Source organism: Streptomyces asoensis (genome assembly GCF_013085465.1).
GTDB classification, from domain to species: Bacteria; Actinomycetota; Actinomycetes; order Streptomycetales; family Streptomycetaceae; genus Streptomyces; species Streptomyces cacaoi_A.
On sequence record NZ_CP049838.1, the window covers coordinates 1,995,302 to 2,008,130 of the forward strand.

The window sequence follows — 12,829 nt, forward strand, 5'->3', positions numbered from 1 at the left end:
GGGCGTCGTACGGAGGCTGCTCAATGCCCCTGGGCGAGAGACCTGGCGGACACGGGGAAGTCGAAGTAGGTGTCGGGGTAGGGCTCGGGCTTGAAGGTGTAGTGCCACCACTCCTCGGCGAGGTTCACGAAGCCGAGGGCTTCCAGGGTGCTCTTCAGGAGCGTCCGGTTGGCGCGCTGCCGCCCTTGGATACGCGGGTCCAGGGTGTGGGCCAAGGTGTCGAAGCAGTCGAATCCGGTGCCCATGTCGACCGAGTTGTCGGGGAAGCGCTGCTGTTGTGGCGCGTAGCACGGCACGAGGGGTTCTCCGGGCACGTAGGGCCTGGTCGGGGTGGCGGGGAGCTTCACGATGGTCAGGTCCATGGTCGAGCCGCGGCTGTGCCCGGACTTCTCGGCGATGTAGCCGTCCTCGAACAGACGGGACTTGTCGACGTTCGGGTAGAACTCCCGCTTCGTCGTCTCGTCGTTCAGGTCCTCGGCCCAGCGGACGAAGTGGTTCACGGCGCGCTGGGGGCGGTAGCAGTCGTACACCTTGAGTGTGTATCCCTGGCTCAGCAGGTTCGTCTGGGCCTGGTGCAGGGCCTCGGCGGCCGGCCGGGTGAGGATGCAGATCGGCTGCCGGTAGCCGTCGATGCGCGCCCCGACGAAGTTGTGCGGGGTGAAGTAGCGCATCTCCTGAAGGATCGTCGGGTCCACGGTTCTCAGGGCCACGAAGTCCGCTGGGGCCACGGGGTCGGCGTTCGCGCGCGCGGTCGTGGAGGCGGCGGTCACGGTCAGCAGGGCGACGAGCACGGCGACGACACCGCGTACTGCGCCGGAGAGTCGTGTCATGTCTCCTGCCCTGCCCATTTCACCACGCCCGTGACACACTTCTGACGTTCCGTCAGACATGCTGTCGGGAGGGGTCATGTCACGCACACGCACACCCGTGGTCACGGGATGGTTCGTCGGGGACGGGGACGACTTCAGGCTGCTCGGCACGCGCTGCTCGGCATGCGGGTCGGTCTTCTTCCCGCGCGAGGACACGCACTGCCGCAACCCGGGCTGCCGGGGCGGCGACCTGGAGGAGGTCCCGCTTTCGCGGCGGGGGCGTGTCTGGTCGTACACGGACAGCCGGTACCGTCCTCCGTCACCCTATGTGACCGATCCGGAACTTCCGTGGGAGCCGTACGCGTTGATCGCTGTGGAGCTGGAGTCCGAGCGGATCGTGGTGCTGGGGCAGGCGGTTCCCGGGGTCACCGTCGCCGATCTGACGGTGGGCATGGAGGTGGAGGTCGTCCCGGGTGTGCTCGACGAGGACGCGGAGACGACCTGGACGACCTGGCGATGGCGGCCGACGGGGGTGGCGTGATGACGGCAGAGGTGGCGGTGCTCGGCGCCGGGATGCATCCGTGGGGCAAGTGGGGGCGTGGCTTCGTCGAGTACGGCGTGAAGGCGGCGCGCGCGGCCCTCGCGGACGCCGGTGTGGACTGGCGGGACGTCGGTTCGATCGTGGGCGCGGACACGGTGCGTGGCGGCTATCCGGGATATGTGGCCGGGGCGACGTTCGCCAAGGCCCTGGGGTGGCAGGGCGCCCGCGTCGCGAGCGTGTACGCGGCCTGCGCGTCGGGAGCTCAGGCGATCAACACGGCCCGGGCCCAGATCCTCGCGGGCCTGGCGGACGTGGTGCTGGTGGTGGGGGCCGATGCCGCCCCCAAGGGCTTCTTCCGGCCTGCGGGCGGGGACCGGCCGGACGACCCGGACTGGCTGCGGTTCCGGGTGCTCGGCGCGACCAATCCGACGTACTTCGGGCTGTACGCGCGCAGGCGCATGGCCGTGCACGGGGACACGCCCGAGGACTTCGCGCAGGTCAAGGTGAAGAACGCCGCCATGGGCGCGCTGAACCCGAACGCGCGCTACCGGAAGCGGGTGACGGCTGAGGAGGTCGCCGCCTCAGCGGTGGTCGCCGACCCGCTGCGGCTGCTGGACATCTGCGCGACGTCGGACGGCGGGGCGGCGCTGGTGCTGTCCAGCATGGAGTTCGCCCGACGGCACGGGGCGGCGGAGCCGGTGCGGATCAGGGCGGTGTCCACCGTGACGCCCCGGTACCCCAACACGGTGCTGGATCTGCCGGACATCGCGACCGATTCCGCGGTGGGGGCGGAGCCGGCCGGTGAGCCCTTCCGGGCCTCGATCGCCCGAGCGGCCTACGAAGAGGCGGGCATCGGGCCCGAGGACCTGTCTCTCGCCGAGGTCTACGACCTGTCCACCGCACTGGAGCTGGAGTGGTACGAGGATCTGGGGCTGTGCGGCGAGGGCGAGGCCGCCAAGTTGCTGCGGGAGGGCGTGACGGCGCCGGGCGGCCGTATACCGGTGAACCCGAGCGGTGGACTCGCCTCCTTCGGAGAGGCGGTGCCCGCGCAGGCGATCGCCCAGGTCTGCGAGGTCACCTGGCAGTTGCGGGGGCAGGCCGGCGATCGCCAGATCCCGGACGCGCGCGTGGCCGTCACGGCGAACCAGGGGCTGTTCGGGCATGGTTCGGCGGTGGTCGCGGTGCGGTGAGCAGGACCCCGGCGCCTCCGTGTCACGCGTCTCACCCGGCTCCTCTCACCCTCCGTGTTCACTCCGGAATCCTGTGTGAACGTCTCATGAACTGCGCCTGGGCGCACGCCCGCAGCGCAATCATGCTGCCGTGCACTCCTGGACGGATACTCTCCGCTTCGCCTTCCAGCCGGTGGTCAACCTGACCACCGGAGGGGTCGCGGGGCTGGAGATACTCGCCCGCCCGGAGGCCGGCGACATCTTGGCGCAGGCTCGCCGGGATCCCGAACTCGACGGCCGACTGGCCGTGTTGGCGGTTCGCTCGGCGGCCCGCAAGGAAACCCTGCTGCCTCTTCACGTGAACGTGTTCGCCGGCACTCTGGCCGATCTCGGTGGGCTCACCGCGCTGCACGACGCCGTACGCGAGGCAGGGCGGATGCCGTGGGAGGTCACGCTCGATGTCGTTCCGCCCTACACCCACGTCCCGCAGCCCGCGCTTCTGGAGGCCCTGGCGGCACTCCGGGACCAGGGTTTTCGCATCAGCGCGGACGGGGTCGGGGACGGGGACGCACCGCTGCGGCTGCTCGTCGACATCGCGCCGGACCTGGTCAAGCTCGACGCCTCGCTCCTGGCACGGCCCGCGGCGGTAAGAGCGATGCGGACGCTGTGCGACGAGTTGGGGGCGCTGCTCGTCGTCGAGGGCGTGGAGACCGAGCTCCAGTGCGCGGCCGCGATGTCGGCGGGGGCGCAGCTGGCCCAGGGCACGCTCTTCGCGCCGCCGAGCCGGTTGCCCGCCGCCGACGTGTACGTTCCGCCGCTCGGTCCCGGCATCATGCCGGCGCTCCGGTCGGGGCCGTCGGTGCGGGAGTTCGTCCGGCCGACCGCGCTGCTGCCCGCGACCGCCTCCGCCGGTCAGGTACGGGCGCTACTGACCGGCTCGCCGGACGTGTCCGGGGTGCTGCTCGTGGACCGCACGGGGGTCCCCGTCCGGTCGGTGCACCGGTCGCGCTTCCTGCTGTCGATGTCGGGGCGCTACGGCCATGCCCTGTACGCGGACCGTCCCGCGGCCAAGCTCGGTGATCCGCCGCGGACGGTGGGCGTCGACGCGACGGCGTGGGAGGTGCTGGACGTGGTCGCGGTCGGCGACCGGGACCGTACTTCCGACGATGTGGCGGTCGTCGACCGCAACGGGCGCTGCGTGGGTGTCGTCCGGCTCGCGGACCTCGTACGGGCGTTGGCCGAGAGCCGGGTCGAGGAGGCGGCCGGCCTGAATCCGCTGACGCGGCTGCCCGGTTCGGACACGATCACCGGGGAGGTGGACCGGCGGATCGCGGAGGGGCGCATGTTCGCGCTGAGCTGGCTGGACATCGACCACTTCAAACAGGTCAACGACGGGGCCGGGTTCGCGGCGGGTGACGAGCTCATCCGGTCGGTGGGACGGGCACTGGAGATGACGGCGTCAGGGAACGCGCGCGTGGGCCACATCGGCGGAGACGACTTCCTGGTGCTGGCCGATCCGGAGAGCTTGGAGCCGCTGGTCTCCACCGTGCTGGACGTGCCGTGGTCGGCGGGCGGGCGCCCGGTGACGCTGTCGCTGGCCACGGTTCTGTGCCGACCGGGCAGCGTGACTGATCACCGCCAGGCGGCGGCGTGTCTGGCGCCCCTGAAGAAGGCTGCGAAGTCATTGCGAGGGGCGAGCTGGGTGGTCGGGCACGCGGGACTGGCCGGATACCGGATCCGGCGCGGGTCGCAGCCGATGGCCCCTGCGGGGACGGGGGCGGCGGGGGCGGAGCCGGGGGTGGGCTGAACTGACGTCGGCGGCCGCACGAGCGGCTGAACCGGGGGGCGGCCGCTACGAGATGATGACCCGCTGGTGGGCTCGGCGACGTCCGCCTGTCCTCCCGGGGTCGGCGTCGGCCAGAGGGGGCAAGCCGGGGCGGCCCGACGCTTGGTGCCCCGCGCGTCGGGTGGCGCAGGCCGTCTTCCGCGTCCCCAACCGTTGCCGTCGGCCTCCTTGACGCTCCCTGGGTGCCGGTGAACACTTCCCGGTGTCAGCCGACATCGCCGTACATTCTCGGCGTATCCAGGCACGCGCCACGCGTGCTCCCGAGGGAAGGCCCACTCCCCCAGGGGCGATTCGGCTACGACGGCACGCTCGTCACGGACGCCGGGCGGGGCGCGGGATCTCCCTGCTCCGGTCGCAGCAGCCACGGGAACCGCACCCTGCACGGAGCACCGGGGTCGAATCCGCCCCGGGCCGGGCCTAGGAGCCGCCATGAGCAACGGCGACATATTCGTCGGCGAGGTCATCGGTACCGCGATCCTCATCCTGTTCGGCGCGGGAGTCTGCGCCGCCGTCACCCTCAGGCACTCCAAGGCTCGGGCCTCGGGGTGGATCGTGATCGCCTTCGGCTGGGGGTTCGGCGTGCTGGCGGGCGCCTACACCGCCGCGCCGCTGTCGGGCGGGCATCTCAATCCGGCCGTGACCCTCGGCATCGCCGTCGACACGGGCGAGTGGGGCAAGGTGTGGGTGTATCTGCTGGGGCAGATGGTCGGTGCGATGCTCGGGGCCGTCCTCGCGTACCTGGTGTACCTCGCGCAGTTCCAGGCGAACGTCCAGCGCGAAGGCACCGCTGAGGGCACTGCCGAGAGCCCGGCCGAGGAGCCGACGCCCACCCTGGGCATCTTCTCCACCATCCCCGAGATCCGGAATCCGGTCGCCAATCTGATCACGGAGATCATCGCCACGATCGCCCTGGTCCTGCCGGTCCTCGCTTTCGGGCTGACCGAGGGCCTGGGCGAATCCGGAATCACGGTGCTGATCGTCTCCCTGCTCGTCGTCGGCATCGGTCTGTCCCTCGGCGGCCCCACCGGCTATGCCATCAACCCGGCACGCGACCTCGGGCCCCGCATCGTCCACACCTTCCTGCCCATCCCGAACAAGGGCACCTCGGACTGGGGTTACGCCTGGATCCCGGTCGTCGGCCCGCTGGTCGGCGGAGCGCTCGCGGGGCTCCTCTACAACGCGGCCTTCTGAGCAGACGTCCGACCACCGCCGCAGTCATCCACGCAGCCTTCTGAACCAGCCCAAGGGGTAGCCATGACGGACAACGCCGAGAAGTACGTCGCCGCGATCGACCAGGGCACCACTTCCAGCCGCTGCATCATCTTCGACCGGAACGGCGCGATCGTCGCCGTCGACCAGCGCGAGCACCGCCAGATCTTCCCCAAGCCCGGCTGGGTGGAGCACGACGCCACGGAGATCTGGTCCAAGGTGCAGGCCGTGGTCGCCGGGGCGATCGCCAAGGCCGGGTTGCGCGCCGACCAGATCAGCGCCCTCGGGATCACCAACCAGCGCGAGACGACCGTGCTGTGGGACCGCGCCACCGGCAAGCCGGTGCACAACGCGATCGTGTGGCAGGACACCCGCACCGCGGGACTCTGTGGCCGACTTGGGGGATCCGACGGGCAGGACCGTTTCCGCGAGCAGACCGGGCTGCCGTTGGCCAGCTACTTCTCCGGGCCCAAGGCGGCCTGGCTGCTCGACAACGTGCCGGGTCTCAGGGCGCGCGCCGAGCGCGGTGAGATCGCCTTCGGCACGATCGACTCCTGGCTCATCTGGAACCTCACCGGCGGGACCGACGGCGGCCGGCACGTCACCGACGTCACCAACGCCGGGCGCACCATGCTGATGAACCTGGAGACCCTCCAGTGGGACGCCTCCATCCTGTCCGCGATGGACGTGCCCGAGGTCATGTTGCCGGAGATCAAATCCTCCGCCGAGGTGTACGGCACGGCCGTGGGCCAACTCGGCGGTGTGCCGGTCGCCTCGGCGCTGGGCGACCAGCAGGCGGCGGTGTTCGGTCAGGCCTGCTACGAGGTGGGCACGGCGAAGAACACGTACGGGACGGGCAGCTTCCTGCTGCTCAACACCGGCAACCGGCCGGTGCCGTCGAAGAGCGGGCTGTTGACGACGATGGGCTACAAGATCGGCAGTGAGGCGCCTGTCTACTGCCTGGAGGGTTCGATCGCCATAACGGGTGCGCTCGTGCAGTGGTTCCGAGACCAACTGGGCATCATCCGTACGGCTGACGAGATCGAGAGCCTGGCGGCGAGCGTCGACGACAACGGCGGTGCCTACATCGTCCCCGCCTTCTCGGGGCTGTTCGCGCCGTACTGGCGCTCCGACGCGCGTGGTGTCGTCACCGGCCTCACCCGCTATGTCACGAAGGGGCATCTCGCGCGTGCGGTGCTCGAGGCGACGAGCTGGCAGACGCGCGAGGTCGTGGACGCCATGTTCCAGGACTCCGGGGTACAGATCACGACCCTGAAGGTGGACGGGGGCATGACCAAGAACAACCTGCTCATGCAGCATCAGGCGGACGTGCTCGGCGTGCCCGTGATCCGGCCCCGGGTCTCCGAGACGACCTGCCTGGGCGCGGCCTACGCCGCGGGGCTCGCCGTCGGCGTGTGGAACGACCTCGACGAGCTCAAGGCGCACTGGCAGAAGGACGCCGAGTGGACTCCGGCGATGGACGCGTCGGTGCGTGACCGCGAGTACCACAACTGGCGCAAGGCCGTGGAGAAGAGCTTCGGTTGGCTGGAGGACGGCGAAGGCTAGTACGCGCGCGTACGTCCCCCTCGAGCCACGGCCCGTACCCCTGTCGGCGGGGGTACGGGCCGTGCGACCGTGCGGGCGTCTCAGGTGGTGATCGCCTGGCGGCGTTCGGCCCCGAAGTCCATCGCGTGCTGCACGACGCCGACCAGAACGTCCCGCACCGATCTTCGGTCCCGGGCGTCGCACAGCACCACGGGAATGCCGTCATCGAGGTCCAGGGCACCGCGGACGTCCTCCTCCGGGTAACGGGCGGCGCCCTCGAAGCAGTTGACGGCGATGAGGAAGGGAATGGAGCGCCGTTCGAAGTAGTCGACGGCGGCGAAGCAGTCCTCGAGCCGGCGGGTGTCGGCGAGCACGACGGCACCGAGCGCGCCCTCGGAGAGCTCGTCCCACATGAACCAGAACCGCTCCTGTCCGGGCGTCCCGAAGAGGTAGAGCACCAGGTCCTCGCGCAGGGTGATGCGCCCGAAGTCCATGGCGACGGTGGTGGTGTGTTTGGCCTCGACGCCGGTCGTGTCGTCGACCGGGCGGCCCGCCTCGGTGAGGTACTCCTCGGTACGCAGCGGCCTGATCTCGCTGACGGCCCCGACGAGGGTGGTCTTGCCCACGCCGAAGCCGCCGGCCACGAGGATCTTGAGCGTGACGGGTTCGACCGGGGGCTTGCCGCGCTCAGAACGCCCGAAGATCATCGATCACTTCTCCTGCTTGATGGCTTGACTGGAGGTTCTCCGAGCGGTCTGTGCGTCGGCGGCCGGCCGTCCGGGCGGCGCGCGACCATGTCGGTGAGGGCGCCGCCCCGGTCCGCCGGGAACCGCCGACCGGTCACGTCCTCACCTCGCTTCCGCGCTGCTCACAGCGCTCGGAGGCCGTTGATCACGTCGCGCAGAATACTCTCGTCCGGCAGTTCGGCAGGAGGTACCGGCCGGTTCACGTGGACGAACTCCGCGTCCACGAGGTCGCCGACGAGAACCCGGACCACGCCGATGGGCAGATTGAGTTCGGCGGCGAGTTCGGCGACCGACTGCGGTGCCTCCCGGCACAGATCCACGATGTCCACGTGCTCCGGGGACAGCGACGGATCCGTGTCGGCTTCCTCGGCGTGGGGCTCGGCGACGACCAGCGCGATCAGGTCGAGACGGTGCTGGACCGCACTGGTGGTGCGGCCACGCGTCATGGCGTACGGGCGGACGACCGGTCCGGCCTCGTCGTCGAACCAGTGACTTCTTCCCTGACCGTCTGTGCTCATGCCATCCCACTACCCGCCCGAGGGCAGATCGGTGCGTGGGGTGGTGGCCAGATGTACGCCGACCCGCTTGACGAGGAGTGTCATCTCGTACGCCACGAGCCCCACGTCCGAGTCGGCGTCCGAGAGGACGGCGAGGCAGCTGCCGTCACCCGCGGCCGTGACGAACAGGAAGGCGTCGTCGAGTTCCACGACGGTCTGGCGGACGCTGCCGGCCTCGAAGTGACGGCCGACGCCCTTGGCGAGGCTGTGGAATCCGGAGGCGACGGCGGCGAGGTGCTCGCCGTCCTCCCGGGACAGGTCCTTGGACACCCCGGTCGGCAGGCCGTCGCCGGAGAGGACGACGGCCTTGCGGATGCTGGCGACGCGGTCGACGAGTTCGTCGAGGAGCCAGTTCAGCTCGCCGTTGCCGGTGGTGATGTGGCCGGTCGCCTTCGGTGCGGTCATCGACCGTCCCCCTTTGTCGTTCCTTGTGGTGCTGCGCCGCTGTGGGCGTCGTCGCCCTCGGCGTTCTCTACGCGACCGCGCTGCCAGCCGCGCTGGAGCGAGGCCATACGGCTGCGTACCTCGTCGGCGTCCCGGTCCGCGGGGTCGGCCCGGTCCTCGGTGCGCGGGGCCGGACCCTGCCGCAGTTGCGGGGCCAGGTTCGCCTGGCGTACGCGCCGGGGCAGCGCACCCGTGCCGGACCCGCTGCCGTCCGTCCGGCCGGGCGCCGGGTCGCCGGGCCGGGCGGACGTGGTGTCCGCGCGCTCGGGCGTGCCGCCGGGACCGCCGGGCCGGGCCGTGGCCTGGCGCGTGCGCTGAGGAAGGGCGGGGGGCTGGGTCGGCTCCGGTGCGCCGTGGCCGGGTCGCTCGGGCAGCGGAGGGCGCTCGGTCGTGCCACCGCTACGGGGGATCTGTGCCGTCATGCCGCGGCGGCGCGAGGGCAGCGGTGCCGGGCCGTCGCTCTCCACCCGGCGGGGGCCGGGCCTGGCCGGGGGTTCCGTGTCCGTCTCGGCGCGCCGGGGCCGCTGTTCCGGGACCGGGCGACCGTGCGAGCTGACCAGCTTGGGCACCCGACGACCGGGCGGCAGCGGTACGGGACCGGCCGGGTCGTCGGCGAGGGGCCCCTGGGGTTCGCCGGGGCTGTCGGGCAGCCTGTGGTGCTGGTCGACGGTGTTCGGGGCCGGCTCGTCCTCGGCGCGGGTGAGGGAGCGCCGCGGTCGGAACAGGCCACCGCCGTCGTCGTCCTCGTCCAGGGTGGCCGGGAAGTCGCCGAGGGCGTCCAGGCCGACGGGGGCCTCCAGTTCGACCGGACCGTCGAGCATGGAGGCGGGCACTCCGGGAAGCTGCATCGAGGCCGGGGAGAGGGCGGTCCTGCGGGTCTCCGCGGAGTCGGCCTCCTTCGGGGGCCGGGGACGGTCGAGCCGGAAGCCGATGCCGTTGGTGTCGGGGACGTCGTCGGTCAGCAGCGCGTCGGGGATGAAGACGATGGCCGTCGTCCCCCCGTAGGGCGAAGGCTGCAAGGAGACGCGGACGTTCTGCCGCTGGGCGAGCCGGCTGACCACGAACAGCCCGAGGCGGTCGGTGTCGGACAGCTCGAATTCCGGTGTCTCGGCGAGCCGGAGGTTGGCCTCCAGGAGGGCCTCGGGCGCCATGCCGAGGCCGCGGTCGTGGATCTCGAGGGTGAAGCCGTTGGCGACCCGGTCGCCGAACACCTGGACCGCGGTGTGCGGCGGGGAGAACACCGTGGCGTTCTCCAGGAGTTCGGCCACCAGGTGGGTGAGGTCGGCGACGGCCGGGCCGGTGGCGGCGAGGCGCGGCAGTCGGCGGACCTCGATGCGTTCGTAGTCCTCCACCTCGGCGACGGCGGCGCGCACGATGTCCATGAGCTGCACGGGCCTGCGCCACTGCCGGGAAGGGGCGGCGCCCGAGAGGATCACCAGGCCCTCGGCGTGCCGGCGCATGCGGGTGGTGAGGTGGTCGAGGCGGAAGAGGTCGGCGAGTTCCTCGGTGTCCTCGGTGCGGCGCTCCATGGTGTCGAGCAGGGTCAGCTGCTTGTGCAGCAGGACCTGACTGCGGCGGGCGAGGTTGACGAAGACCTCGGAGACCCCGGCCCGCAGTTCGGCCTGTTTGACGGCGGCCTCGACCGCGGCGCGCTGGAGGGTGTTGAGGGCCTGGCCGACCTCGCCCAGCTCGTTCCTGTCGTACTCCAGCCGCGGTACCTCGGTCTCCACGTCGACCTGTTCGCCCGCGGACAGGCGGCGCATCACACTGGGCAGCCGCACGCCGGACGCCTCGTGGGCCTCCAGCCGGAGCTGGCGCAGGTCGCGGATGAGGCCACGGCCGATACGTACGGACAGGACCAGGGAGACCAGCAGGGCGACCAGTCCGAAGACACCGGCGACGACCGCCTTGACGATGACCTCGATCGCGACCGGGCGGACCCGGTCCTGGTAGCGGTCGTTGGCCTGCTCGTCCAGGGTGCCGAGCTCGAGGAGAACGTTTCCGGCCGCGGTGTCCCAGTTCTTGGCGCTGACGCCCCGGGGCATGTCGCCGGGTGCGGTGCCGACGACGGCCTGTTCGACGGTGCGCAGCGGAGCGGTGGTGGCGTTCTTCCAGAAGCTCTCGTAGCGCTCGCGCTCCGCGGTGGGCAGTTGGGCGAGGCTGACTTCGTAGACCACCTCCCGCTGGGCCTCGAGGTCGGAGACATCGCGGATCTCCTCCCGGCTGAGCCGGCCAACGACCAGGGCGGAGCCGAGCAGGGCGTCCTCCTGGGAGAGCAGTTCACGGGCTCGGGCGACGCTGACAAGCGCTCGGTACTGCTTGTCCATCTCCACGCTGTCGACGACGTCCAGCTTGGCCAGCAGGGCGTAACAGGGGTCGATCAGCTGGGTGTAGAGGGCGAGGGCCTGCGCTCGGGTGACGGTGCCCTCCTCGACGCTTCGGCGCAGCGAGTCGACGCCGTCGAAGGCGTCGAGCACCGCGGTCAGGCCTTCCCCGTCGTCCTGGTCCAGGACGTCGCGCACGTCCGGGTCCTGGGCGTTCCCGCGGATCTCGGCGAGTGCCTCGTCGGTGGCGGTCCGGGTGCGGCGCAGCGCGGACAGCGCGTCGGAGGCACGGGGGTCGGCGAGGTAGACGAGGGTCTGGCGGCGTTCCTGCTGAACGACGCGGACGGTGTCCTCGATCGGATAGCCGACGTTCTCGACGAGGGACGACACGGTGAACAGGCGGCTCGCCTCGCGTCCCGTGAGTACCGTGGCGAAGCCCCAGACGGCGGTCAGGGACACCAGCGGCACGAGAAGCAGCGCCACGATCTTCCGGCGGATCGACTTCCCGCGAAAGCGCATGGCCTCCCCCAGCTCGAACCCCCACCGGCAGGGGGTACGCATGTGCGTCAACAAACGGCGCGAGCCTACTACCGACGCACAGCGAACTCGAAGAGCTGTCCGGAAGCTGAACTTCCGCCCCGACGGCGAGACATGGTGTGTTGTCCGGTAATTACGGGAGATTGTCTCCCCGGATCCGCTCCTTGGGACCCGGCCGGATCCGGTCGGCTGTGCACACGAGTTGGCCAGAATTTTTCGTAACTTGGGAATCTTCAGGGCACGTCGTTCGTCCTACTCATTGGGAATTGGGGGCGGAATCGGCCACACGAGCCGTTTGCCGCACCTGGGCGGCGTAAAACAGCGCAAGCCGGGCAGCCACTGGGGAGCCGGGTCTTCGACTCGGAGGCGAGCGGTCTGCTGGCGGTGGGGAGTGACACAGTGATGGGCACGGCGGAGCGGCGTGAGGCGCCCGAGGAGAACGCGGCGGTGGGCAGTACGGCACTGCGGGATCCCGAGGCCCCGGATCGCGACATTCCGGCGAACGGACACGTGGTAGCGGAGCGGAGCGACAGCGCGGCGGACAGGCGCGGGCCGAAGGGCCGTGGCACCCCCGCGGAAGCCGGGGACCCGGCGCACGAGGTCCGGCGGACCGGCGGGGGCGACACCCGCAGCAGGTCCACCACGGCACAAGCGCGGGCGGCCTACCGCCCGTTGTGGGTGGAGGAACCTGCCCGACGGCGCCGGATGCCCGACCCGGTACGTACGGCGGCGGTGCGCGCGGTGCTGGTCATCGCCGTGACGCTGATACAGGCGATGGTCGCCTTCCTGTGCACCCTGGCCGGATCCTGGCTGGCGTTCCCCATGGTGATCAGCAGCGTGGTCAGTACGGTGCTGGCCACCTGGGGCGCGTTGGACGTCTGGGTGACCCGACAGGTGTGGAACCAGCGCAACGGCGTGGTGTCGACGCCGAGCAGCACCGCGCGTTCGCTGCGGCGTGAGCGGCGGCGGGCGCGTCGGCAGGCACTGGCCACCGAGCGCGCACAGGAACGGATACGCAGGCAGGGCGGGACCGGGCAGCTGTCCCACTCCTGAGGCGGTCGGCGCGGCCTGACCAGGGAGCAGTGACCGGCTCCCCGGTCAG

The 12,829-nt window shown here is 71.0% G+C and carries 11 protein-coding genes; 6 read left to right on the forward strand and 5 right to left on the reverse strand.

All coding sequences use genetic code 11. The features are described 5' to 3' along the window. Positions 1-20 precede the first annotated feature (20 nt). Complete coding sequence (locus G9272_RS08835) at positions 21-830, reverse strand: M15 family metallopeptidase (protein WP_171396029.1); 810 nt, start codon at positions 828-830, stop codon at positions 21-23. A gap of 97 nt (positions 831-927) precedes the next feature. Between G9272_RS08835 and G9272_RS08840 the strand changes: the two genes are divergently transcribed. The 5 genes from G9272_RS08840 to glpK all read left to right on the forward strand — a co-directional run bounded on the left by G9272_RS08840 (position 928) and on the right by glpK (position 7,140). Continuing rightward, entirely contained in the window at positions 928-1,350 is a 423-nt protein-coding gene (locus tag G9272_RS08840; RefSeq protein ID WP_171401914.1) for a Zn-ribbon domain-containing OB-fold protein, read from the forward strand. Further along, entirely contained in the window at positions 1,350-2,540 is a 1,191-nt protein-coding gene (locus tag G9272_RS08845) for a lipid-transfer protein (RefSeq protein WP_171396030.1), read from the forward strand. The genes G9272_RS08840 and G9272_RS08845 overlap by 1 nt, the downstream gene beginning before the upstream one ends. A 130-nt stretch (positions 2,541-2,670) precedes the next feature. Further along, the gene (locus tag G9272_RS08850; RefSeq protein ID WP_171396031.1) at positions 2,671-4,326 is read left to right on the forward strand and encodes a GGDEF domain-containing protein; all 1,656 of its coding nucleotides are present in this window, start codon (positions 2,671-2,673) and stop codon (positions 4,324-4,326) included. A 468-nt stretch (positions 4,327-4,794) separates the two neighbouring features. Next, positions 4,795-5,556 (forward strand): MIP/aquaporin family protein, encoded by a 762-nt coding sequence (locus tag G9272_RS08855; RefSeq protein ID WP_171396032.1) that lies wholly within the window; start codon positions 4,795-4,797, stop codon positions 5,554-5,556. Positions 5,557-5,619: 63 nt separating this feature from the next. Then, a complete protein-coding gene (gene glpK / locus G9272_RS08860; protein WP_171396033.1) occupies positions 5,620-7,140 on the forward strand; it encodes a glycerol kinase GlpK in 1,521 nt (506 codons plus the stop codon). Between the two features lie 80 nt (positions 7,141-7,220). Here the strand turns inward: glpK and G9272_RS08865 are convergent, their stop codons facing one another. The 4 genes from G9272_RS08865 to G9272_RS08880 all read right to left on the reverse strand — a co-directional run bounded on the left by G9272_RS08865 (position 7,221) and on the right by G9272_RS08880 (position 11,709). Then, the gene (locus G9272_RS08865) at positions 7,221-7,826 is read right to left on the reverse strand and encodes a GTP-binding protein (protein ID WP_171396034.1); all 606 of its coding nucleotides are present in this window, start codon (positions 7,824-7,826) and stop codon (positions 7,221-7,223) included. A 161-nt stretch (positions 7,827-7,987) separates the two neighbouring features. After that, the gene (locus G9272_RS08870; RefSeq protein ID WP_171396035.1) at positions 7,988-8,383 is read right to left on the reverse strand and encodes a DUF742 domain-containing protein; all 396 of its coding nucleotides are present in this window, start codon (positions 8,381-8,383) and stop codon (positions 7,988-7,990) included. A 9-nt stretch (positions 8,384-8,392) separates the two neighbouring features. Further along, positions 8,393-8,827, reverse strand: a complete 435-nt coding sequence (locus G9272_RS08875; RefSeq protein ID WP_171396036.1) for a roadblock/LC7 domain-containing protein — start codon at positions 8,825-8,827, stop codon at positions 8,393-8,395. Then, positions 8,824-11,709, reverse strand: a complete 2,886-nt coding sequence (locus tag G9272_RS08880; protein WP_171401915.1) for a sensor histidine kinase — start codon at positions 11,707-11,709, stop codon at positions 8,824-8,826. The genes G9272_RS08875 and G9272_RS08880 overlap by 4 nt, the downstream gene beginning before the upstream one ends. 420 nt (positions 11,710-12,129) lie before the next feature. Here G9272_RS08880 and G9272_RS08885 point away from each other — a divergent pair, with 420 nt between their 5' ends. Next, positions 12,130-12,780 (forward strand): hypothetical protein, encoded by a 651-nt coding sequence (locus tag G9272_RS08885; RefSeq protein WP_171396037.1) that lies wholly within the window; start codon positions 12,130-12,132, stop codon positions 12,778-12,780. Positions 12,781-12,829 lie beyond the last annotated feature (49 nt).